Source organism: Lactobacillus leichmannii (assembly GCF_024701915.1).
Lineage (GTDB): Bacteria > Bacillota > Bacilli > Lactobacillales > Lactobacillaceae > Lactobacillus > Lactobacillus delbrueckii.
Map to the genome: position 1 here is coordinate 1 of NZ_QOCY01000028.1, position 23336 is coordinate 23336.

A 23336-nucleotide genomic window follows, 5' to 3' on the forward strand; every position below is an offset into this window, starting at 1 on the left:
GATTCAAAGAAGGCAATCGGCATTGACAAGGGGCTTGCCACCCTGCTTTCCTGCAGCAGCGGCAATGAATATGGTAAAAATTTCAGCAAGCTTGCCAATGCCATCGTTGACAAATACGGCAAGCGAAACGCAAATCGCCAGCCATATATGAGTTTGCGCTGGCAGCTCAATCAGCAACTTGAGCAACTGGAGAAGGCAAACCAACCTTTGTCTAAGACTGCTTTGAGGAAGAAAATAAAACTGCTTGGCAAGCTCAAGAATCTGGAGCAGAACAATATCGGCAGAAAGTCGTATGACAAGAGCTACCGGTCAGCGCAAGAAACTGTCAGAAGCTTTATCAACCATGCGATAAACAGAATGATCGAGACAGAGCATCCGGCGGTCATTGCCAAGGAAGACTTGACGTTCGTAAAAGAAAAAGGCGTCAAATCAGATAACAGCAGATTCGCAAGAAAGATGCGCAAACGCTTGAATTCATGGACTAAGGGCCAACTGGATGAGCGCATTGTATATCTTTCAAGCAAGAATTCGATTGAAACTCATGATGTCAATCCAGCATATACTTCTCAGTACTGTCCGATCTGCGGGCAGCATTTTGAGGAAAGATACGGCAGTCATCATGAACTGACTAAATGCAAGAAATGCGGCGAGATGAATGCGAATATCGCCGCAGCCAAAAACATATTGAGTAGATTAACTGACGAAGAAATCACGCTTTACACGCCTTACAAGCGAGTTAAGGAGATTCTTGACAGTCGGATAAAAGAAGCATAAGGCAAGTAATACTACAAAGTTGAAGGCTCTAGCATGTAAGAGCAGTCAGCTTTAACGAGCTCAGTTCGGGGTATTAAAATCGCGGCTTGACTGCTTCGAGAATGCATCACGATATGCTTGCCGGCTTTTTAGTAGGCAAGATGCCTTTCCGACTGCCAGGCTAAAAGTTTTCAGTGGGGCAGATAAAAAGCTATTGGATGACGCTATCCGGCGTTATTTGACAGCCAACCGTACTCACTGACCTTAACTTCAAAAGGTTAAAAATCTGATTTCTTTTGCCAAGTTGAATCTACTCATAGATTTAACTAGAAAGGAATATCAGAAAAACTTACCAATATTGATGTGATTATCAAGATTTAGTAAGTTTTATGATTCGGAAATATGAAGCAGATTGTTGTGAAAGTTCTTGCGAATACGTTCCTGTTGCGATTGGCAAAATTAAGCTTTAAGCAATTGGGCTGAAAGTGAAATTAGCCCTTGACGGACAATCTTAGACCTAGTACAATAGTAGAAGTTGAGAACAAGAAGAAGCCCCCGCTTCTCGCCTAAGTTATTTAACCTCTGGGCAAATCGATATTTTCTGTTGATTTTAAAGGCGGGTGCTATATACCCGCTTTTTTCTTGTCCTCGAAATTAATATGGAGGTGAACAGTTATACCACAGAAACAAAACAACATGATCCTTAACGAAAACATCCGCGCTCGTGAAGTTCGGCTGATCAACGCTGAAGGTGAACAAGTTGGGGTCGTGTCAAGAAATGAAGCTCTGCGCCAAGCGAGCGATGCTGGCCTCGATCTGACTTTGATTTCACCAAACGCCAAGCCGCCTGTAGCAAAGATTCTTGATTATGGTAAGTACCGGTTCGAACAGCAGAAGAAGCTGAAGGAATCACGCAAGAATTCCAAGCAGGTCAGCGTTAAGGAAATCCGTTTGAGTCCGGCGATTGAAGGCAATGACTTCGAAACCAAGTTGAAGCATGCACGCAAGTTCTTAGAAAAAGAAGGCGCCAAAGTTCGTGTTTCGATTCGTTTCAGAGGCCGGGCAATCACGCACAAGGAATTAGGACAACAAGTGCTGGAAAAGATGGCCGAAGAAACTTCGGATATTGCTGTTGTAACCAGCCGGCCAAAGATGGAAGGCCGTCAAATGTTTTTGATGCTCAGTCCCAAGAGCGATAAAGACAAGAACAAACAATAGTTAATTGGAGGAATTTTACCATGCCAAAGATGAAAACCCACCGCGCTTCAGCTAAGCGTTTTAAGAGAACTGGTAACGGCGGTTTGAAGCGCCACCACGCCTTCACTGGCCACCGTTTCCACGGTAAGACCAAGAAGCAACGTCGTCATTTGAGAAAAGCCGCTATGGTTTCACGCAGCGACTTGAAGCGCATCAAGCAAATGCTTTCCCAAATGCGTTAATTTACTATTTTTTAATACACTAACGATATTAGGAGGATTTTCAGATGCCAAGAGTTAAAGGTGGTACCGTTACACGCGCACGTCGTAAGAAGGTTTTGAAGCTTGCCAAGGGTTACCGTGGCTTAAAGCACGTTCAATTTAAGGCTGCAAGCACTCAATTGTTCGTTTCATACAAGTACGCATTCCGCGACCGTAAGAAGCGCAAGAGCGAATTCAGAAGACTGTGGATCGCCCGGATCAACGCAGCTGCTCGTCAAAACGGCTTGTCATACTCAAAGATGATGCACGGCTTGAAGCTGGCTGGTGTTGACATGAACCGTAAGATGTTGGCTGACATTGCCTACAACGACGAAAAGACTTTTGCCGCTTTAGCAGAAACTGCTAAGAAGGCTTTGGCTTAATTCTTTGGAAGAAACGCATCTAGCTTGGCTAGGTGCGCTTTTTCTTTGTTAAATGCCGGCTTTCAGATATAATTAAGGAAGATGAAATTTAAGGAGGAAAACTCAGACATGAGTGAAGAAATTCGCTGCATCGGCTGCGGCGCGGCTCTGCAGAGCCAGGACAAGCAGCTGCCAGGCTACCTGCCGGCCAGTGCCCTGGCCAAGGTGGAAAATGGTGAAAGAGACGAAGTCTACTGCCAGCGCTGCTTCCGCTTGCGCCACTACAACGAGATCATGCCGGTCTCCCTGGACAATGATGACTTTTTAGCACTTCTGAACACCATGGCGGAAAAGAAGGCCTTGATCGTCAACGTGGTGGACCTGTTTGACTTCTCCAACTCGCTGATTTCTTCTTTGAAGCGCTTTGTCGGCACAAATGACTTTATCCTGGTCGGCAACAAGCTGGACCTCTTCCCGAAGAACTCCAAGGAAAGCAAGATCAAGGACTGGATGCGGCAGGAAGCCAACCGGATGGGCCTCTACCCAAAGGACATCTTCCTGATCTCCGCGGCCAAGAAGAAGAACCTGGACACTTTGATCGACTACTTGAACAAGCACAGCCAGGACCAGGACGTCTACTTCGTCGGCACGACCAATGTCGGCAAGTCGACCTTGATCAACGCCATTATCGATGAAATGGGGGACGTCCAGGACTTGATCACCACTTCCCGCTTCCCTGGGACCACTTTGGACCAGATCGAAATTCCCCTGGACAACGGCCACTTCTTGGTCGACACCCCAGGGATCTTGACCGACAAGCAGCTGGCCAGCCGGCTGGACCCGAAGGACCTGGACCTGGCTTCTCCAAAGAAGCCACTTAAGCCTGCCACTTATCAGCTTTTGCCAGGCAATACCATCTTCTTGGCCGGCCTGGGGAGAATTGACTACCTGAAGGGGCCGTCAACCAGCTTTACTATCTATGCTGCCCGGGGCATGTACATCCACCGGACTAAGACGGAGAAGGCTGACGAATTTTACCAAAAGCATGTGGGCGAATTGCTGTCTCCGCCAGGGCCAAACAGCGACCTGCCGCCGCTTAAAGGGCAGGAGTACTCCATCAAGTACCGCAGCGATGTATTGTTTGCCGGGGTAGGCTTCATCACTGTGCCGGAAGGCTGCGTGATCAAGGCCTACACGCCGGGCGGAATCGGCTTGGGAACCAGAAGAGCTTTGATTTAGAGGTTGTAACATGGATTCATTGGTAGATTTCAGTAAAGAAACGCAAGTAAAAGTGCAGACGGCTGAGAGCCAGCGGAAAGGCAAGCAGATCGGCATCATGGGCGGCACCTTTAACCCGGTGCACATGGCCCATTTGGTCGCCGCTGAACAGGCCATGACCAAGCTGCACCTGGATGAAGTCTGGTTCATTCTGGACAATATTCCCCCGCATAAGGACGCTCCCTTAAACGTGTCTGCCCGCGACCGGGCCACCATGCTGGATTTGGCTACCCGGGACAATCCCCGTTTCAGGGTTAAGCTGCTGGAACTCTTCAGAGGCGGCGTTTCTTACACGATTGATACCATGCGCTATTTAACCAAGAAGGCGCCGGAAAACACCTACTACTTGATCATGGGCAGCGACCAGGTCAACAGCTTCCACAAGTGGAAGAATGCTGAGGAACTGGCCAAGTTAGCTACCTTGGTCGGTATCCGCCGGCCGGGCTACCCGCAAGATCCGCAATATTCCATGATCTGGGTTGATGCTCCGGACATCCGACTCAGCTCAACTGCTATCCGCCAGGCTGTCTCAACCGGAACCTCAATCCGTTACCTGGTCCCGGACAAGGTCCGCGAATATATTGAAGAAAAGGGGCTTTACCGTGACTGATCCAGTTTTTAAGGAAACATATTCCCCCTTGTCCAGCAGTGAATTGGTGGCCAAGGAGAAGAGCATGATGGATGAAAAACGCTTTGCCCACTGCGTCCGCGTCAGTGAAACGGCCCGGACCCTAGCCAAATTGAACGGCTATGACGAAGACAAGGCGGCTTTGGCTGGTTTTGTCCACGACTATGCCAAGCAGATTCCAGTTGAAGAATACATCAAGGTCATCAAGGAAGAAGGCTTTGATCCGGATCTTTTGAACTGGAACCGGGCTATCTGGCACGGGATCGTGGGCAGCTGGTTCATTAAGCGCGACCTCGGCATCACCGACCCGGAAATTTTAACCGCTGTCTACCGGCACACCACCGGGGACGTGGAAATGACCACCCTGGACCAGATCGTCTTCGTGGCTGACTATATTGAGCCGGGCCGGACTTTTGCCGGCGTTGAAGAGGCCAGAAAGACCAGCTACGCGGATTTAGCTTCCGGGGTTGGCTATGAACTGGCTCACACTCTGGCCTTTTTAGTCCAAAAGAGAAGCAAGATCTACCCAAGAACTCTGGCTGCTTACAATGTCTGGGCAGCTGAGTAATAACAGATAAATTAAGAGTAACTAAACATTAGGAGAAAAATTTGAAGAGCGAAGAATTACTTGACTTAGTTTTAAACGCAATCAGCGAACGGCACGGGGAAGACACCGAAGCCTACGACATGCGCGGCATCAGCATCCTGGCTGACTACTTCGTGGCCACCAGCGCCACTTCCAGCCGCCAGCTGCACGCCATTGCCAACAGCATCATCGAAGCCTGTCACGAAGCTAATTTCTACGACTACCGGGTTGAAGGCAATCATGACTCAGAATGGCTCCTGGTTGACCTGGGCGACGTCGTTGTCAACATCTTCTCAGAAGATGCCCGGGCCTTCTACAACCTGGAAAAGCTCTGGGCTGACGGCAAGCGCGTGGAAATCGAGGAAGACTAGGCAATGAGCGTTGTCGGGATTGTAGCTGAATATAACCCTTTCCACAGCGGCCATGAATTCCTGATGAACCAGGCCCGCTTGATCGCCGGTGATGACCCCATTATCGCGGTCATGTCCGGCAATTACGTGCAAAGAGGGGAAATGGCCATCCTGGACAAGTGGTCCAGGGCCCGCAGCGCCATTGAGGCTGGGGCTGACCTGGTCTTTGAGCTGCCTTTTTCCTATGCTGTCCAAGCTGCCGACATGTTCGCCACCGGCGGGGTCGACCTCTTAACCCGTCTGGGGGCCAAGAACCTGGTCTTTGGGGTCGAAGACGCCAACTTGAATTTTGAATATTTCGGCGACCGGATCTCCAAGATCCCCCGGCAAAGGCAGGAATTCGCCGACTACAGCCAGACTTATTCCACCCAGTACAACCAGATGGTGGCCCGGGAAGTCGGCCATGAAGTCAGTGAGCCCAACGCGATTTTGGGCCTGGCTTATGCCGTGGCTAATGCCAATCTGGGCTCGCCTTTAAAGCTCAGCCCGGTCAACCGGGTTGGGGCCGGCCATGATGACATCCTGCAAAGAGAAGCAGCTGTCCAAAGTGCCAGCGCTATCCGCAACCTCCTTTTAAACGGGGCCGAGCGCTCAGAACTGGAGCAATGGCTGCCAAAAGGGGAAATTGCCGCTTTTGACCAGGAAAAGGTTCTGCCCAACTGGGAACTGCTCTTCCCGTTTCTGAAATACCGGCTGGAATCAGCCTCAATCAAGGAATTGCAGCAGATCTACCAGATGAGCGAGGGCCTGGAATACAAGTTCAAGGCAGAAATCCACCTGGCTAAAAATTTCGCTGACTTCCTCCGCCGGGTCAAGTCCAAGCGCTACACCTATTCAAGGTTAAGAAGACTGAGTCTTTATACTCTTTTGAACGTGACTGAAGCCGATGTCTTAAACAGCTATGACCATGTTTCCACCATGCTTCTGGCTTACAGCAAGCGGGGACGGAAATATTTGAAGCAGCAGCGGAAAGACTTTGAGATCGATATCGTTTCCAAAGTGGACCGCAAGAATGCCCAAGAAGGGACCCTGGGCCTGCAGGTCAGGGTTGACCGTTTATTTGAACAGATTGTTGGCGCTGACCAGAACTTTGGCCGGCGGCCACTCGAGGTAAATTAATGCTAGAACTTTCAATTTTCCAAATCAAGAACAGCCGGGAGCCATTGACCCAGATCTCAGCTGATTTGACTTTTGCTGATGGCTTTTACCAGCGGGCCAAGGACCTGGTCTATGAGGTAAAAAGCGCCCACGTGGAAGGGCAGCTCTTTTATGACGAACCCTTCGTGACTGGCAATTTCCAAGTGGAAGCCGACCTCTTGGTTCCGTCCTCCCGCAGCCTGGAAGCAGTTCCTTTGAAGCAGAAATTCAGCTTCGTGGAAAATTATTCCGACCATGAACCGACCCAGGAAGAAAAGGAACTGGGCTTGATGATCATTCCGCTGGACGATGACCGCATTGACGTGCAGACGGCCGTGGAAGACAACATGCTCTTGAATATTCCAAGCACGGTTTTGACCAAGGAAGAAGCTGAAGAAGACCTGTACCCAGAAGGGCAGGGCTGGGAAGTCATGTCTGAACAAGACTTCGCCGGCCAGAAGAAGGACCAGGTCAACCCGGCCTTTGCCCAGCTGCAGGGTCTTTTGGACAAGATGCAGGCTGAAGAAGACAAAGATAAAGCCGAAGACGAAGAGAAATGATCTTCCTTAAAAACAAGTCTTTTTCCAGAGAAAATTAATCTGGCGGAGGACTTGTTTTTCTTTGGGACTTGTTAAAAAGCTGATTTTGGGCTATCCTAGAATTATTAAAATATACTTTAAGATTATACTTGGATTCAGCGGACCCAAATTAAATCGATAGGATATGAGGGGATAAAAACATGCCGAAAATTTTAATTGTTGAAGACGAAAAGAACCTGGCTCGTTTCGTCGAACTCGAACTCCAGCACGAAGGATATGAGACCGTAGTGGAAAACAACGGCCGCAAGGCTTTGGACCGCGCTTTGAGCGAAGACTTTGACGCGATCTTGCTGGATTTGATGCTGCCAGACTTGAACGGTTTGGAAATTGCCCGACGGGTACGGCAGAGCAAGACCACGCCAATTATCATGATGACGGCCCGTGACTCCGTGATTGACCGGGTATCAGGCCTGGACCACGGGGCTGACGACTACATCGTCAAGCCATTTGCTATTGAAGAACTCCTGGCCCGCTTGCGCGCTGTCTTGCGCCGGGTCAAGATCGAAAAGGACGCCTCAAAGGACAAGCTGCCGCGGCAAAAGGTTGTCAAGTTCAAGGACTTGACCATCGAAACCGCCAACCGGATCGTCCACCGGGGCGACGGCAAGACCGTTGACTTGACCAAGCGGGAATACAACCTGCTCATGACCTTGATCGAAAACAAGAACAATGTTGTTGGCCGAGACCAGCTCTTGAACAAGATCTGGGGACCGGAATCAAACATCGAAACTAACGTTGTCGAAGTTTACGTCCGTTACCTCCGCAACAAGATCGACATCCCTGGCCAGCCATCTTACATCAAGACGGTGCGCGGAACCGGCTACATGGTCAGAGACGAGGAAGACAATGCTTAAGCAAAACGCCGCTAGCGGCAAGAAGGGGACCAGACACGTTTCACTGATCGTGAGATGGGTCAGCATCGTCGCGATGACGATCATGGTCTCCTTTCTTGTTTTCTCAGCTGTCGTCTACAATACGGTCAAGCAGGAAGCCCTGAGCCAGCAAAAGGATACGTCTAACGAAGTTGTCAACGTCCTCCGCAAGCGTCTAATCGGCATCGATGATGAACTGGAGATCACCAACGTGGTCCAGCAACTATCACCGAACACCAGACGGATTTTAACGGGCAGGCCGGCTCTGTCAGAAAATGACAACAGCAACAGCAGCGTTTTTGGCGACTCGGTCTTAAGCACCGTGACCAACCCTGACATGACCGTGGCGATCTATAATCTCCGCAATGAGATCGTCTTCCACAACGGCGATAGCGCCCCTAAACTGGTCAAGTTCACCAGTGAGAGCAAGAGTGTGGTCAAGGAAGGCAAGGATGGGCAAAGTTCTCTTTATGTCTACCGGAAGGTCAGAAACCGGAAGAGCCATAAATTGACTGGCTACATTGTCGTCAAGAACCAGATGACCGGCTACAACCGCTTGATTTCCCGGACATTGAAGGCCATGCTCTGGCTCTCAATCCTAGGGATCGGCCTGGCGATTGTAATTTCCTACCTGGTTGTCCGCAGCGTCGTCAGACCAATCAACAAGATGTCCAAGGTGGCCAGGGAAGTCAACGCCGACCCGAACAGTACGGCCAGAATTCCCGAGCTGCACAGAAACGACGAACTGGAAGAGTTGGCCCTGTCTTTCAACATGATGCTGGACTGGATGCAGAAGTATATCGAGCAGCAGAAGCAGTTCGTCTCTGATGTCTCCCACGAATTGAGGACGCCTGTAGCGGTCATTGAAGGCCATCTGAGCATGCTTAAGCGCTGGGGCAAGGATGACCCGCAGGTCCTGGAAGAATCCATTGACGCCTCGATTTCAGAGGCTGAGCGTATGAAGCACTTGATCCAGGAAATGCTGGACCTGACCCGGGCTGAACAGATCAGTGTCCACTACCCGAATGCCATCGCTGAACCGATGGAAGTCTTGACCCGGGTAGTCGGGGACATGGGCATGGTTCACCCGGACTTCAAGATCTCTCTGGAAGTTGAGGACCTGGATCCGGATACTAAGATTCAGATCTTCCAGGGCCACCTGGAACAGATTTTGATCATCTTGATCGACAACGGGATCAAGTACTCAACCGACCGCAAGGAAATTGCCGTGGCTGCCGGCCAGTCTGGCCAGGAAATGCAGATCGTGGTCCAAGACTACGGGGAAGGGATTTCCGATGAGGACAAGAAGAAGATCTTCAACCGCTTCTACCGGGTCGACAAGGCCAGAACCCGGGAAAAGGGCGGCAACGGCCTGGGCCTGTCAATTGCCCAGAAGCTGGTGGAATCCTACCACGGGACCATTGACGTTGAATCAGTCTTAGGGCAGGGGAGCCAGTTCAGAATCACCTTCCCGGTCTTGACTGATGAAGAAGTCAAAGAATTGGAAAGCCGGGAAGAGCAAAAGCAAGCTGGAACTGAGAATCCAAAGCAAGATCCGATAATTTAACAGAATTTAGAGCAAAGTAAAAGCCGCTTTTCAGCGGCTTTTACTTTTTTCTTTTGTTTATTATCTTCTTTGTTTTTTCTTTGGAAGATTACTTCCGCTTCTGCTTGCCCTGGTTGCGCTTGCGCAGGTCGCCGGACTTCGGCTGGCTGGTTGGCTTTTGTTCAGGGGCTGGCTTTAAGATCTGGTCAAGCTTGGCTTGGGTAACGACTTCCACGATCGGACTGTCTTCCAGTTCCTTGGAAACCCGCTTCTTGGCCCGCGGCTGCACGATGAAGGTGGTGATCAGCTGCTGGATGACCATGACCAGGTTACCGACTGCCCAGTAAAGGGCCAGGGCGCCGGAGAAGGACATGGAGAAGAAGAAGGTCATGATCGGGTTCATCAGCATGGTGGCCTGCATGGTCTTCTTTTGCTCTTCAGGGATGCCGATCATGGCCACGTAGCTTTGAATCAAGGCAAAAACAGTGGCGATGATGGCCAGGACCATGGACTTGCTGGACAGGGAAATGCCGAAGAAGGTGGACTTGGCCAGGGCGTTTGAGTAAGCCACGGCCTGGTAGATCCCGATCATGATTGGCATTTGGATCAAGAGGGGCAGGCAGCCCATCCCGCCAGTCATGGAGACATTGTTCTTGGAATAGATCTCTCTTTGCAGACCGGTCAAGGCCATCTGCTGGTCAGGAGTCAACCCTGGCGTCTTCATGGCCTTTTGCAAAAGCTGCATTTGCGGCTGCAGAAGGTGCATCTTTTCTTGCTGCAGGGTAGCCTTGTGCTGCTGGCTCAGCATGAGCGGCATCAAGATCACTCTGACGACCAAAGTGATGATGACGATGGCCCAGCCGGCCCCGCTGGCTCCGCCGATGGCGTGGGCGATGTTGACGGTGATATGCTGCAAAGGCAGGCCGATCCATTCATAGATCCAGTAGTAAGGACCACTGGTCGGGGCCTTTAAGCTGCCGTTTTTGCTGGTCTGGCTGGCGCAGGCCGTAAGGAAAAGCGGCAAGAGCACCAGCAGGCTGACAGGTAATAAACGTTTTTTGATTTTTTTCATTAAATAGTTTCTCTCCAAATTCTTATGATCTGTCTAATATAATACATGAAAAGAATGCATTTGTTCCATTTCAGGCAGAACTTTTGTGTCCAAACGTGAAATTTGGGCATATGGCGCCGCGTTTGGCAACTCAGCTTTAAACTTGACCAGATCAGTTGGCGTCCCTTGAATGACAATGGTGACCGTCCCGTCAGGGTTGTTTCTCACGCTGCCTGGCAGTTTCATCTTCTGAGCCAGCATCTGCACGCTCCAGCGAAAGCCCACGCCCTGGACGACTCCATGCACTAATAGTTCCCATGTTTGCATTTTGACTACCTTCTTTATTTTTTGCAAAAAATCATTAAAATAGTATTTCTAAGGAGTATTTTATCATGCAAGAAAGAACATCTGTCAACAATCCGCAAATTAAGGCCATCGGCAAGCTGCAGCAGAAGAAATACCGTGAAGAAAGCGGCTATTACTTGATCGAAGGCTTCCACCTAGTTGAAGAAGCCTTAAAAGCAAGCGTCAAGTACCGGGAAATCCTGGCTACTGAAGCAGCCCTAAGCCGCTTGGCGCAACTGGGCCTGGCTTATGATGAGGGCAAGCTGATCAAGATCAGCCAAAGCGTGGCCAGTCACCTCAGCAGCACCAAGAATTCCCAGGATATCTTTATGACCGTCAAGATCAACCAGTCTGAGCATTTTTTCTTCAGCTACGGCAAGTGGGTCCTCTTAGATGACCTGGCTGACCCGGGCAATGTCGGCACCATCATCCGGACGGCTGACGCGGCTGGCTTTGACGGGGTGATCCTGTCAAACAAGACGGTTGACCTCTACAACCCAAAGGTCCAGCGGTCCATGCAGGGGAGCCAGTTCCACTTGAACTTGATCAAGGCTGACCTGCCAGACGCCATTGCCAGCTTGAAGGCCGCGGATATTCCAGTTTACGCCAGCCTTTTGGATCCAGCCGCTAAACAATTGGGCGACTTTGCCCCAGTAGCCCAGGTTGCTTTGATCATCGGCAATGAGGCGCACGGGGTAAGCCCGGAAATCGCGGCTCTGGCTGACGAGAAGCTCTACATCCCGATCAAGGGCCGGGCTGAATCCTTGAACGCCGCTGTTGCTGCCGGGATCATGATCTACCACTTCAGCTAGGAAAAGGCTTTTTGCTTGTTTTTCGTAAGTAAAGTGTGCTTAAATAATTAACATGGAAACTAATTTGAGGAGGATTTCTCTATGACAGAATTAGCTAAACAGGACGAGCCATGCTGTAAAAACGCTGAAAACTACGAAATGTGTGCCCGCTTCGTCAAGGCCTTTGAGATCATCGGCAAGAAGTGGAACGGCTTGATCATCAGCTCCTTGTGCGACACCAAGGCCATGCGCTTCCGGGACCTGGCCCACGCGGTCGGTGCCTGCTCTGACCGGGTTCTGGTCGAACGCCTCCGGGAGCTGGAAGCTGACGGGATTGTCAAGCGGTCCAAGGATGCGGAAAAGAAGATCGTCCTTTACACTTTGACGCCAAAAGGGGCCAAATTAAAGCCGGTCTTCAACCAGGTTCATATCTGGGCTGACAAGTGGTCGTAAAAAACGACTTGCATTTAAGCAAGTTTTAGCCTATGATTTTAATTAATTACTAAGAACAAGACTAGTAGCAAGTCCGGTCTTTGACAGGGAGGTTTCTTGGCAACTGAAAGGAAACCAAAGAGCGGCTTGCGAATTTCATCTTGCGAGTAGGATCTAATCAATTCCGGCTGCCACCGTTATCGGTATAGAGCGTAGGCCTTTTTGGGCCTAAACTAGGGTGGTACCGCGAAGCTTCGTCCCTTTTGGGGGGCGGAGTTTTTTGTTGAAAGGAATAAGCAAATGGATTTATTTGATCGATTGAAGGACCTGCGGGAGCAGGGGCTTGCTGAAATCAAGGAAGCAGAAAGCGAAAAGAGCCTGAATGACGTCCGGGTCAAGCTGGTCGGCAAGAAGGGGGAACTGACGCAAATTCTGCACCAGATGAAGGACGTTGCTCCGGAAAAGCGGCGGGAAGTCGGCCAGAAGGTCAACGAACTCCGCGACCTCTTTAATGAAAAGCTGGCTTCTGCCAAGGATAACTTGATCGAAAAGGCCATTGAGGCCCGCCTGGAAGCTGAAAAGATTGACGTGACCCTGCCAGGGCGCAGAAAGCATGTTGGCTCCAAGCACCCGATCAGAATCATTCAAGACGACCTGGAACGTTTCTTCATCGGCATGAGCTACCAAGTTGTCCAAGGCCCGGAAATCGAAAGCGAACACTACAACTTCGAAATGCTGAATCTGCCTAAGGACCACCCGGCCCGGGACATGCAGGCTACTTTCTACGTTGACGCTGACCACCTGCTGCGGAGCCAGACTTCACCAGTTCAAGCCCGGACCATGGAAAAGCATGACTTCGATAAAGGGGACCTCAAGATGATCTCCCCAGGCAAGGTTTACAGAAGAGACGATGACGACGCCACCCACTCCCACCAGTTCATGCAGATGGAAGGGCTGGTTGTCGGCAAGAACATCTCCTTGAGTGACCTTAAGGGGACCTTGGAACTGGTGGCCAAGCACGAATTCGGCCAGGACCGGGAAACCCGCCTGCGGCCAAGCTACTTCCCATTTACTGAACCATCAGTTGAAATGGACGTTTCCTGCTTTGAATGCGGCGGCAAGGGCTGCGCGATCTGCAAGAACACCGGCTGGATCGAAGTTCTGGGTGCCGGGATCGTTCACCCGAATGTTTTGTCTGCCGCTGGCATTGACCCAAGCGTCTACTCCGGCTTTGCCTTTGGCCTGGGCCTGGACCGCTTCGCCATCTTGAAGTATGGTATTGACGACATCCGCGACTTTTACAGTGACGACGTGCGCTTCTTGCAACAATTCCGTCAGGAGGAAGATTAATGTTAGTTTCTTACAATTGGTTGAAAGATTTCTTGAACATGGACGGCGTAGACCCTTACGCCTTGGCTGAAAAACTGACTCGGTCCGGGGTTGAAATCGCCTCAACGGTTCACCCGGAAGACGGCTTGAGCAAGCTGGTCGTGGGCCATATTTTGACCTGCGAAAAGATCGAAGGGACCCACCTCAACAAGACTACGGTCGACGTTGGTGAAGATGAAGCCCGCCAGATCGTCTGCGGGGCACCTAACGTGGCTGCTGGCCAGGACGTGATCGTGGCCCTGCCCGGGGCCCATTTGCCAGGCGGGATCAAGATCAAGAAGGGCAAGCTGCGCGGGATTGAATCCAATGGGATGATCTGCGGCCTGCAAGAACTCGGCTTCAGCGACTCAGTTGTTCCGCCGAAGTACGCCGACGGCATCTGGGTCTTCCATGATCCGGACCTTAAGCCTGGTGACTCTGTCTTTGCAGCCTTGGGCATGGACGACTACGTTTTGGACTTCGACATTACCCCAAACCGGGCCGACACTTCCTCAATGGAAGGGGCAGCTTATGAAGTTGGTGCCTTGATTGACCAGAAGCCAAAGATCGAAGACGTTGTCCTTAAAGAAGACGGGGCAGACTGGACTGGTGACTTTACTGCCGTTGCTGATGAAAAGATCGCGCCGAAGTACTACTTGAGAAAGCTGACCGGGGTCAAGATCGCTGAAAGTCCCCTTTGGCTGCAGGTCCGCCTGTGGAATGCCGGCATCCGCCCAATCAACAATGTGGTTGACGCGACCAACTATGTCATGCTCTTGACTGGCCAGCCAATGCACGCTTACGACGCCAAGCTTTTTGACAAGACCAAGAAGATCGAGGTCCGCTTGGCCAAGGAAGGCGAAAAGCTGCAGCTCTTGAATGAAAAAGAAATCGACCTGGACCCGCAAGACATCGTGATCACTGATGGTGAGCAGGCAGTCGGCTTAGCTGGCGTGATGGGCGGCTTGAACAGCGAAGTAACTGAAGAAACTACTGATGTGATCCTGGAAGCTGCTGTCTTTGACCCGGCCTTGACCAGAAAGGCAGCTCTGCGCCACGACAACCGGACTGACGCTTCTGCTTTGTTTGAAAAGGGGATCAACTGGGACAACACCCAAAAGGCCCTGGACATCTGCGCCTTGATCTTGCGGGCAAATGCCGGCGCCACTGTCTTAGCTGGTGAAATCAAGGCCAGCGACCTGGACAAGGAAGCAGTTGTTATTACGACCACTGCTTCCCGGACCAACAAGATCCTGGGCACTGACCTGTCCATGGACGAAATCGTCAAGATCCTGGGCAAGCTGAACTTCCCGGTTGCAGTAAATGGCGACGAATACACGGTAACTGTGCCAAACCGCCGCTGGGACATCTTCATTGACTCCGACATCTTTGAAGAAGTCGGCCGGATCTACGGCTACGACAACATCAAGTCCACCCACCCGGCGACCGGTGAACTTATTGGCGGCTATGCGGCTGATGAAGTCAAGGTCCGTCACCTGCGCCAATTGCTGGAAGGGCAGGGGCTCAGTGAAACGATCAACTACTCCCTGACTTCTGAAGAACTGGCTACGACTTTTGTCAAAAAGGCCCTGGCTCCAGTCAAGGTCAACTGGCCGCTGAACTCAGCCAGAACCACCATGCGGCAAAACTTGATTTGCGGCCTGCTCGACACGGTTGCTTACAACTTCGCCCGCAAGCAAACTGAACTCCAGCTCTTTGAAAACGGCCGCGTCTACGACATGGAAGGCGGAGACTACCACGAACATGAACACCTGGCAGCCGCTTACGTCGGCTTAGCTGGTGAAAGCAACTGGCAGCACAAGGACGAAGTCGTTGACTTCTACTACGTCAAGGGGCAACTGGAAGACGTATTTGAAATGATCGGGGTCAAGGACGTGGAATACCGGGCTGAAGCAATCAAGGGGATGCACCCGACCAGAACGGCTGGCATCTACGTAAATGATGAATATATTGGTCTGATCGGCCAAATTTCCCCAGTTTTGACCATGACTGACAAGAACTTCGCCGGCAAGGAAATCTACGTTTACGAACTGAACCTGGATGCCCTGCTGCCGCTGATGGCTAAGGGGGTCAAGTCCAAGCCGGCTCCGAAGTACCCAGCCGTGCAGCGGGACCTGTCAATTTTGGTTGACGAAGATGTCACTAATGCCCAAGTTGAAAGCTGCATTAAGGAAAACGTCGGCAAGTACCTGGTTAGCGTTGAAGTCATCGACGTCTACCAAGGGGCCCACCTGGCTGCCGGCAAGAAGAGCCTGGCTTACCGCCTGACCTTCTTGAATGAGGCAGAAACCTTGACCGACGTGGTTGTCACTAAGGCAATTGACAATGTGCAAGCCGCTTTGGAAGAAAAATTAGAGGCGAACATTCGTTAATGGTTGACTTTCCCGGAATTAAATTCTAATATTTAACATTGCATAATGCGTTAAATAAAGGAGAATCAAAATGCCTGAAAAAATCTATGAAATGACTGCCGAAGGCAAGAAGCAGCTGGAAGAAGAACTGCAGAACCTGAAGTTTGTCAAGCGGCCGCAAATCGTTGAACGTTTGAAGATTGCCCGTTCATACGGGGACTTGTCTGAAAACTCAGAATACGACGCCGCTAAAGATGAGCAAATGCGGCTGGAAGAAAGGATCGATGCCGTCAGCGAACAATTGAAGTATGCTGTCATTGTCGACACTGATGCCGTTGACCCCGACGAAGTAAGTATCGGCAAGACCGTTACGGTTACTGAAGTCGGCGAAGACGAACCGGAAACTTACGAAATCGTGGGGAGCAGCCAGTCTGACCCATTCCACGGCAAGATTTCCAACGAATCTCCGATCGGCAAGGCCCTGCTTGGCCACAAGAAGGGTGAAACGGTCAAGATCAACGTTGACTCAGCCAACGTCAGCTACGATGTCGTAATCAACGACGTTAAGACGACCGACTAAAAAGGCGCTGTCTACCCGGACAGCACCTTTTTTTGCGCTCTATTTTCTACTCTAAGTCAAGTGTTATCAACGATTTTAGGCAATTTTATTTTGAAATAAGAGCTCGATCGGGAAATGACTCCTGAAGGATCAAGTCAAATATCTGATTTAGGGCATGATAAATACAGCCACCTTCTGTAATTTCAAAAAAGAGGCTGTTATAATATCTATTGGATCAATTTTTATGACAAAAGTCTTTGGTTATGTTTGGCTACGTCATAGCTATACAATTGATCATTCGTAATTAAAGCGAAGATCGTCCGTAATAATTTATGGATCGATGCGATAGCGGCCTTCTTGTGACTTGCAGTCTCAGAAGACCGTTTTCGTTTCTCGTAATAATCCGCAATATGACAAGGGTTTCCAGCTTTCTTAGCCGACTGAATTTGGTTTATGGCCAAGTACAGCACCTTTCTGCCAATAGCTGTCCCACGCTTTGAAATTGACAGGTGGGCCGTGAGGTTGTCAGATTCATAAACTTGAGGATCAACACCAACGAAGGCATTTAATTGGCTAGGGTTGTTAAAACGTCTGATATCCCCAAGCTCACTAATGATTCTTAGAGCAGTGTTTTCGACGATGCCTGGAATGCTTGTGAGGATCTCCAGATCCCGTTTAGGAGCCAGCTTTGCCATCTCCTGTAAAGCAGTCTGGCACTCTTCTTCAGCGCTCAGAATGTTGTTAATTGCCATTTTGAGGCCACGAATATGAGCACTGTTCTTTTTGACAGCTGGGCATGCGACTTTAGCCAAACGAATAAGGCTTTGCGTTATGTCATTAGCGCGCTTTTTACCAATACCGGTTAAGCCCTTTAAGAAGTCGATGATATCGGCTTCTTTTGTTTCTAGTACGATATCTGGGTGTGGGAATCTGAGGACAATACTCCAGTAGTTTTTCCCTCTCGGATTAACCATTAAGTGCTCAATCTCTGGGAAAGTGAGCTGAATGGCTTTGTGCAGTCTATTCTTGTTGGTTATCAGATCGTGCGAAGCCTGCTCATAGATACGGTTATTGGCCATCAATTCTTGATATTCTTTGCTTTGAACGTAGGCCAGCCGTTGCGGGTGCTCAGACTGCAGCTTGGCAAGATACAAGGCATCAAGCTTATCGGTCTTGTTCTGGTGCAGGTCATCCTTTGTCTTTCTTTTGGCTTCCAGCGGGTTCATCATGACATAGCGCAATTCGTGCATGTCCAAGAACGCTTGGAGTCTTCTGGAGTAGACGCCAGTTGCTTCAAAGATAATTTGCGGGTTGGTAACCTGTTTAAGGTCATCTAGCAGCTGATTGAAGCCTACCATATCGTTAGAGATGGCATAGTCATTAACTTTTTGGCCATTGACCATAATGCATACGTTAGACTTCCAGCTGCTAACATCAATACCGAAAACAGTTTTCAATAAATCCATAAGAATAAACCTCCGCTTTACTCGGAGATGAGCTGCCTTCACCCAATTCAATTAGATCTAATTTTCTCAACAGGACTTTAACAGCCAACATACTTAGACGAGATTCTCAATTGAATGGTGAAGCTGCCCGTTTTACTTACGACATCGTGTGTCCAAAGAGCTCACGGCATTGGCTTCATCTCCACTTTACATAGTAAAAGAAAAAGTGTTGAACGACTACTCCGTCGAGTAATCATCCAACACTAGGTTAGTATGTTTTACTGTTTAAATTCTCTGTTTCTTTTTCAAAAGCAGGTAGACAGCCAAAGTTGCCAAGCTGATCAAGCTGCCGGCAATCAGGCTGACCGGCAAATAGACCAGGGTCAGCTGGTGCTTGCCCCCCTTTAAGTTGAAGGCCAGGAGGCTGGCAGCGTATTTGCTGGTCTTGACCCGTTTGCCGTTGTCATAGACCAGCCAGTTCTTGGAATATGGAATAGTCGTGATCCAGAGCTTCTTTTGGCTCTTAAAAGTCTGGCTGGAAATTTGCAAGCCAGTCTGCTTTAACTTAAGTTCCGGCGCTTTCAGCTGCTTGATCCCGGCCTTGAAGGCGGAATTGTTAAAGTGCCAGAAGATAAGGTCAGTTAAGTCCAGGGTCGAATTGGTCAAGTTAAAAGTGACCTTGATCTTGGACTTTTTATTTTGGCTGGCGATGTCGACCAGGCGGATCTGCCCGTCCCGGCTCTCGTAGTTGTAGAAGATGTCGTTGACGCTTAAGCTGGCGGTCTTGAAGTCAAAGCCGTCCGGGAGCTGCAGATAGTAGGAGTCATTGCTCTTTGGCGTCAAGCTGAAGGTGACGGAAGCCGGCTTGGCAGAGTTGGCCTTTTTAAAGACCAGGGGATTGGACTGGTTCACTTTCAAGTTGGTCAGCTTGATCTCGCTTTTGACCTTCTTGAAAAGCTGGCCGGACAAGCCCAGGCTTTCCCAGAGCTTTTGCTGGTTGTGAACCGGGTCATTATCCAGGAACTTGACCTTTTTCTGCCCGCTCTGGCTGGCAAAAATCAAAGGCAGGGCCTGCTTGTTTTTTAAAATGCTGATCTGCTTGAACTGCTTTATTGGATAATAGCTGCTCAAATCAGCCCGGTGGTTCAAGTTGTCATAAGGCATCCGCTGGGCGGCTGAAACGCCGTCATAAGAATAATTCGGCTCCAGGTAGTACTTGACTCCCAGGAAGGCGTCAGTCAAAAGCGTCCCGCCCTGGTTGGTGTAAGAGTTGCTGTTGTGGACGTAGCCTAAGCGGCTGAGCAGGTTGGAAGTGCTGGAATTGCTGATGGAGTTAAAGGTCGTGATTCCGTAATAGTTGCCAGTGAAGGGGTCATCGTCTGACCGGCTGAAGCTCTTCTCCGTCCGGTAGAGGCTGGAGTCGGTCTTGGCCAGGTAGCTGGTCGCCTGGTTGACGTTGGCTTCAAACTTGGCATAGTTCTTGTTTTCCTGGTAGGAAATCGCGTTTAAGGAAAAAATCAAGTTGACCGTGACTTCCGAAACGACCAAAAGCAGGGCGTAGTGGCCGGCTAAATAGTGCTGGCCGTAAATAAAGAGAATGAAGAGCAGGCTGGCCAAAAGGAAGAGGCCGGTCGCGACTTGTCCGTCTTGCCGGATAAATTCCAGCTTGTCCGGGTTGATAGCCAGGTAAATGGAGACGCTGGCTCCCAAAAGGGCGGCCAGGATCTTCTGCTGGAGATTGAAGCCGGGTTCCCTGTCCATGTTTTCCAGGGCCAGGTTCAAGGCATAGAAGGAGACCAGGAAGCTGAACCGGGCCGGGTACCAGACCGGGAACTGGCCCAAGTGCCAGATCAAAACCAGGGGGGTAAAGGACAAAGACAAGACCAGGAAGGCCAAAAGCAGACCCCGGGCCAGTTTTTCTCGCTTGCTGAACTGGGAATTAAAGATGAAGAGCAGGGCCAAGAGGGCAAAGCAGGAGCTGATGAAGATGTTGGGCAGGCCGTCCGACATTTCATGGAAGCTGTAGGCCCCGTCGATAAATTTAGCGATTAGCTGGTAGGGCGGAAACTGGAAGTTCAGCTTCCAGCTGATGTCGGCATCAGTTTTCCCAGCTAAAAGTTCTAGAAAAGTCGGCCAGAGGTTGACCCCGGCCAGGCAGCTGCCAAAGAAGCTGCCCTTGAAGTAGGCCCAAAAACGCTTCTTTGGCTCCCTGTTCGTGGCCAGGCCCACTAGCAAATAGAGCAGGCCAAAGAGCAGGGTCATGTAGCCGGTATAGAAGTTGGTCAGCCAGAGCAGGAAGGTAATTAGGACCAGGTGATTTTTCTCCCCGGATAAAAGGCGGTCAATAGCTTCCTGCAGCCAGGGTAAAAGGACCAGGCTGTCCAGCCACATCAAGTTCAAATTGTTGGCAACCACAAAGCCGCAGAGGGCAAAGGCCAAGCTGGCGGCCAGAACGTATTCCTTAGCCAGCTGGTACTTCTTTCCCCAGACCAGGTAGGTGGACAGGCCGATAGCTCCGATCTTGCAGGAGATGACCAAAAGGATCCCCTGGGGCAGGAACTTCTGCGGGAAAAAGAGCAGGAGCAGGTTAAAGGGACTGAGCAGGTAGTAGCTGTCCGTCCCCAGCATGGAGCCGCCCAGGCCGCTGGCAAAACTGTAAATCAACTTGCTTGGGTCCTTAAAGAGATTTTGCTGGTAGTAGGCCAGAAAGTCAACGTACTGCTGGCCCAGGTCGACGGTCAGAATATTGCCCTTCTTGCTGAGGAAGTAACCGGCGAAAATCAAGGCCGGCAGGGCGAAGGCCAGGCAGGCATAAAGCTGCTTAAGGCCGAATTTTTGAAAAAAACGTTTTATTTTGGACATGTACATTAAGAATTGGCTAACTCCTCTTCTAAATGATAGAATTGCGCAGGTCTTTTTGCTAAAATTACTTGTTAGTGAGGATGGTTTTATCATGAGTTATTTTAGAAAGAATAGCGGAACTGGCAACAGTAGTCAAACCGCAAACACCCCTCTCAGAATGAAGATTCTGGTCGGGGTCATCTTAATTTTGTTCGCGGCCTTAATCGGCCAATTAGCATACTTGCAGCTCTTCTACGGTTCGCGCTTTTCCGCGGAGGTTAACGCCACCGACGAAAACACCATGACCAAGTCTGTCCCCCGGGGAGTCATGTACGACTCCCAGGGCCGGGTCCTGGTCGGCAACAAGGCTGAGAACGCGATTACTTACATGCGCAGCCTGTCAACGACTTCCAAAGAGATGTACAAGGTTGCTAATACCCTTAGTAATTATATAAAAATTACCGACGAAAAGCCGACAAAAAGACAAATTGCCGATTATTACCTGGCTGACAGCAGCCGGGCCAAGAAAGTCCTGGCTGCCTTGCCCAAGTCCCAGAAGAAGTCCAGCCTGTCGACTTCAGAAATCAACGACAATGAAGTGGCCTACGTCGAAAACACCCTTAAGCCGTCTTTAACCAGCCAGGAAAAGACGGCCGCCCTCTTGTATAACATGATGTCAGGGGCCACAACCTTGTCGACGATCAACTTAAAGAGTAGCGGCCTCAGCGACAAGGAAATCGCCCAGGTCGGCGAGCACCTGTCTTCCATGCCGGGGGTTGGGATCGGGACTGACTGGAACCGCTACTACCCGAACGGGTCTTCAATCAAGAGTATCATCGGGTCAGTTTCCACGACCAAGACTGGTTTGCCGAGGGACAACCTGCAATACTACCTGGTCAATGGCTATTCCAGAAACGACCGGGTTGGGATTTCCTACCTGGAAAAGGAATACGAGGCCCTCTTGAAGGGGACCAAAGCCAGCTACAAGGTCACCAGCAACTCCAGAAACGAAATCACCAAGACCAAGCAGGTTTACAAGGGCCAGTCCGGGGCCAGCCTGAAATTGACGATTGACGCCAAGTACCAAGCAGCCGTAACCAAGGCCCTCAAGCAGCAGTTTAACTCTGCCTTGAGGGCCGGGGCGGCCAGCCTGTCCAGCGGGGCTTACGCGATCGCCATGAACCCGAATACCGGGGCGATCCTGGCTATGTCCGGGATCAGCCATGACCCATCAACGGGCAAGATCACGGACAACGCCCTGGGCAACATCAACCAGTCCTTCGTTATGGGGTCTGTTGTCAAGGGGGCCCAGGTGGCCGGGGGCTTGATCAATAAGGTCATCACCCCAACCAACAACACCCTGCCGGATACGGCCATCTACCTGCCTGGTACTCCGGTCAAGAAGTCTGTTTACCCGACCGGGACTTTCAGCTCCTTGACGGCGGCCAGCGCCCTGGAAGTATCTTCCAACATCTACATGATGCAGTTGACCCTGCGCTGGGTGAAGGCCAGTTATGTGGCCAAGCAGTACATTCACATGCCGGATACGGCCTTTGAGACCTTGAGAAACAACTTTGCCATGTTTGGTTTGGGGCAAAAGACCGGGATCGACCTGCCAGGTGAAAGCTCCGGTATCCAAGGGGCATCAACTGACTCCAACGGGATCATCCTGTCCGGGTCAGTCCTCGACGAATCCTACGGGAACTATGATGCTTATACCCCAATCCAGCTGGTTCAGTATATTTCAACGATTGCCAACGGGGGCTACCGGATGCAGCCATACGTTGTCCAGTCTATCGGCAGAACCAGCAGCGACGGCAAGCACTTCTATACTTACTATAACAAGAAGCCGACTGTCCAGTTCAAGATCCCTTGGACAGCGGATGAGCTGGCTGTCATCAAGCAGGGGCTCTACCAGGTCGTTCACGGGTCCAACGCTTGGGGGACAGCGCATGCCTTGAAGAATGTCAAGCCGTCGATCTCCGCTAAAACCGGTACGGCCCAGACATTCTACTACAACACTAAGACCAAGAAGTCGACTGATAAGGAACTGATTAACGAAACCATGGTCGGCTGGGCTTCGTCTAACCACCCGCAGATTGCTTTCGCGGTTGTTTTTGTCGGCATCGAGCCGAATAAGGAAGGCAACTACAACAAGAACATGGCCAAGTCGATGGTGACGACTTACTACAATATGTACAAGGGAAAGTTTTCAAGCACAAATTAATAGTTAATTTGGCAAGATAACTTGCTCTTTGCCCTTGGAAATGTTATGATTGTACAGTCAGATATTAATTGTAGGTGGTGAAAATAATGGCAGACAACATCATTTTAGAATGCACCGAATGTGGCGACAGAAGTTACTTATCTAAGAAGAACAAGCGTAAGCATCCGGAACGTTTGACCTTGAAGAAGTATTGCCCAGTTGAAAGACAGGTAACTCTTCACCGCGAGACTAAGTAATAAAAGACAGCAGGTCGAAAGGCCTGCTTTTTTATTTTGCA

23 protein-coding genes and 2 other annotated features are annotated in these 23336 nt (G+C 50.4%); of the genes, 19 read left to right on the forward strand and 4 right to left on the reverse strand.

The features are described 5' to 3' along the window. The 12 genes from DS743_RS02985 to DS743_RS03040 all read left to right on the forward strand — a co-directional run. On the forward strand, positions 1-774 hold a 774-nt coding region (locus tag DS743_RS02985; RefSeq protein WP_258945806.1), incomplete at its 5' end, for an RNA-guided endonuclease TnpB family protein. A 516-nt stretch (positions 775-1290) separates the two neighbouring features. Then, positions 1291-1402: a sequence feature (ribosomal protein L20 leader region), on the forward strand. 47 nt (positions 1403-1449) lie between these two features. Beyond that, positions 1450-1971 carry a translation initiation factor IF-3 gene (infC, locus tag DS743_RS02990; protein ID WP_035184717.1) on the forward strand — a complete coding sequence of 174 codons (522 nt, stop codon included), beginning with the start codon at positions 1450-1452 and terminating at the stop codon, positions 1969-1971. Positions 1972-1991: 20 nt separating this feature from the next. Next, positions 1992-2192, forward strand: coding sequence for a 50S ribosomal protein L35 (gene rpmI, locus DS743_RS02995; protein ID WP_002879235.1), 201 nt, complete (start codon positions 1992-1994; stop codon positions 2190-2192). A gap of 44 nt (positions 2193-2236) precedes the next feature. Continuing rightward, positions 2237-2593 carry a 50S ribosomal protein L20 gene (rplT, locus tag DS743_RS03000; protein ID WP_035184714.1) on the forward strand — a complete coding sequence of 119 codons (357 nt, stop codon included), beginning with the start codon at positions 2237-2239 and terminating at the stop codon, positions 2591-2593. A 108-nt stretch (positions 2594-2701) separates the two neighbouring features. Further along, the gene (gene yqeH, locus DS743_RS03005) at positions 2702-3811 is read left to right on the forward strand and encodes a ribosome biogenesis GTPase YqeH (RefSeq protein WP_002879238.1); all 1110 of its coding nucleotides are present in this window, start codon (positions 2702-2704) and stop codon (positions 3809-3811) included. Between the two features lie 10 nt (positions 3812-3821). After that, on the forward strand, positions 3822-4460 hold the full coding sequence (locus DS743_RS03010) for a nicotinate-nucleotide adenylyltransferase (protein WP_002879239.1): 639 nt from the start codon (positions 3822-3824) through the stop codon (positions 4458-4460). Beyond that, complete coding sequence (yqeK, locus tag DS743_RS03015; RefSeq protein ID WP_002879240.1) at positions 4453-5046, forward strand: bis(5'-nucleosyl)-tetraphosphatase (symmetrical) YqeK; 594 nt, start codon at positions 4453-4455, stop codon at positions 5044-5046. The genes DS743_RS03010 and yqeK overlap by 8 nt, the downstream gene beginning before the upstream one ends. Before the next feature lie 41 nt (positions 5047-5087). Further along, positions 5088-5435 (forward strand): ribosome silencing factor, encoded by a 348-nt coding sequence (rsfS, locus tag DS743_RS03020; RefSeq protein WP_002879243.1) that lies wholly within the window; start codon positions 5088-5090, stop codon positions 5433-5435. 3 nt (positions 5436-5438) lie between these two features. Continuing rightward, positions 5439-6593 carry a nucleotidyltransferase gene (locus tag DS743_RS03025; protein ID WP_003615619.1) on the forward strand — a complete coding sequence of 385 codons (1155 nt, stop codon included), beginning with the start codon at positions 5439-5441 and terminating at the stop codon, positions 6591-6593. Further along, positions 6593-7171 (forward strand): DUF177 domain-containing protein, encoded by a 579-nt coding sequence (locus tag DS743_RS03030; protein ID WP_003614912.1) that lies wholly within the window; start codon positions 6593-6595, stop codon positions 7169-7171. The genes DS743_RS03025 and DS743_RS03030 overlap by 1 nt, the downstream gene beginning before the upstream one ends. Before the next feature lie 179 nt (positions 7172-7350). Then, the gene (locus tag DS743_RS03035; protein WP_002879246.1) at positions 7351-8064 is read left to right on the forward strand and encodes a response regulator transcription factor; all 714 of its coding nucleotides are present in this window, start codon (positions 7351-7353) and stop codon (positions 8062-8064) included. Then, a complete protein-coding gene (locus DS743_RS03040; RefSeq protein WP_141372538.1) occupies positions 8057-9649 on the forward strand; it encodes a HAMP domain-containing sensor histidine kinase in 1593 nt (530 codons plus the stop codon). Before DS743_RS03035 ends, DS743_RS03040 begins: the two co-directional genes overlap by 8 nt. 88 nt (positions 9650-9737) lie before the next feature. On the opposite strand, the gene yidC is transcribed toward DS743_RS03040, so the two are convergent. Both yidC and DS743_RS03050 read right to left on the reverse strand, forming a co-directional pair. Then, positions 9738-10700 carry a membrane protein insertase YidC gene (gene yidC, locus DS743_RS03045; RefSeq protein WP_035184712.1) on the reverse strand — a complete coding sequence of 321 codons (963 nt, stop codon included), beginning with the start codon at positions 10698-10700 and terminating at the stop codon, positions 9738-9740. Between the two features lie 33 nt (positions 10701-10733). Then, entirely contained in the window at positions 10734-11006 is a 273-nt protein-coding gene (locus DS743_RS03050) for an acylphosphatase (protein ID WP_035184711.1), read from the reverse strand. A 65-nt stretch (positions 11007-11071) separates the two neighbouring features. Here DS743_RS03050 and DS743_RS03055 point away from each other — a divergent pair, with 65 nt between their 5' ends. The 5 genes from DS743_RS03055 to greA all read left to right on the forward strand — a co-directional run bounded on the left by DS743_RS03055 (position 11072) and on the right by greA (position 16567). Beyond that, the gene (locus tag DS743_RS03055; RefSeq protein ID WP_002879252.1) at positions 11072-11836 is read left to right on the forward strand and encodes a TrmH family RNA methyltransferase; all 765 of its coding nucleotides are present in this window, start codon (positions 11072-11074) and stop codon (positions 11834-11836) included. 81 nt (positions 11837-11917) lie between these two features. Beyond that, on the forward strand, positions 11918-12268 hold the full coding sequence (locus DS743_RS03060) for a winged helix-turn-helix transcriptional regulator (RefSeq protein ID WP_003615612.1): 351 nt from the start codon (positions 11918-11920) through the stop codon (positions 12266-12268). Between the two features lie 42 nt (positions 12269-12310). Beyond that, positions 12311-12512, forward strand: a binding site (T-box leader). 35 nt (positions 12513-12547) lie between these two features. Next, on the forward strand, positions 12548-13597 hold the full coding sequence (pheS, locus tag DS743_RS03065) for a phenylalanine--tRNA ligase subunit alpha (protein ID WP_003615610.1): 1050 nt from the start codon (positions 12548-12550) through the stop codon (positions 13595-13597). Then, complete coding sequence (pheT, locus tag DS743_RS03070) at positions 13597-16008, forward strand: phenylalanine--tRNA ligase subunit beta (protein WP_035184710.1); 2412 nt, start codon at positions 13597-13599, stop codon at positions 16006-16008. Before pheS ends, pheT begins: the two co-directional genes overlap by 1 nt. 70 nt (positions 16009-16078) lie before the next feature. After that, the gene (gene greA / locus DS743_RS03075; RefSeq protein ID WP_003614897.1) at positions 16079-16567 is read left to right on the forward strand and encodes a transcription elongation factor GreA; all 489 of its coding nucleotides are present in this window, start codon (positions 16079-16081) and stop codon (positions 16565-16567) included. Positions 16568-16788: 221 nt separating this feature from the next. On the opposite strand, the gene DS743_RS03080 is transcribed toward greA, so the two are convergent. Both DS743_RS03080 and DS743_RS03085 read right to left on the reverse strand, forming a co-directional pair. Further along, positions 16789-18012: an IS110 family RNA-guided transposase gene (locus tag DS743_RS03080; RefSeq protein WP_258945807.1), complete on the reverse strand. Its 1224-nt coding sequence runs from the start codon at positions 18010-18012 to the stop codon at positions 16789-16791. Positions 18013-18276: 264 nt separating this feature from the next. Then, the gene (locus DS743_RS03085; protein WP_035184707.1) at positions 18277-20859 is read right to left on the reverse strand and encodes a YfhO family protein; all 2583 of its coding nucleotides are present in this window, start codon (positions 20857-20859) and stop codon (positions 18277-18279) included. Between the two features lie 85 nt (positions 20860-20944). On the opposite strand from DS743_RS03085, the gene DS743_RS03090 reads away from it, so the two are divergent. Next, positions 20945-23059 carry a peptidoglycan D,D-transpeptidase FtsI family protein gene (locus tag DS743_RS03090; RefSeq protein WP_072544166.1) on the forward strand — a complete coding sequence of 705 codons (2115 nt, stop codon included), beginning with the start codon at positions 20945-20947 and terminating at the stop codon, positions 23057-23059. Positions 23060-23145: 86 nt separating this feature from the next. Then, positions 23146-23295 carry a 50S ribosomal protein L33 gene (gene rpmG / locus DS743_RS03095; protein ID WP_002879260.1) on the forward strand — a complete coding sequence of 50 codons (150 nt, stop codon included), beginning with the start codon at positions 23146-23148 and terminating at the stop codon, positions 23293-23295. Positions 23296-23336 lie beyond the last annotated feature (41 nt).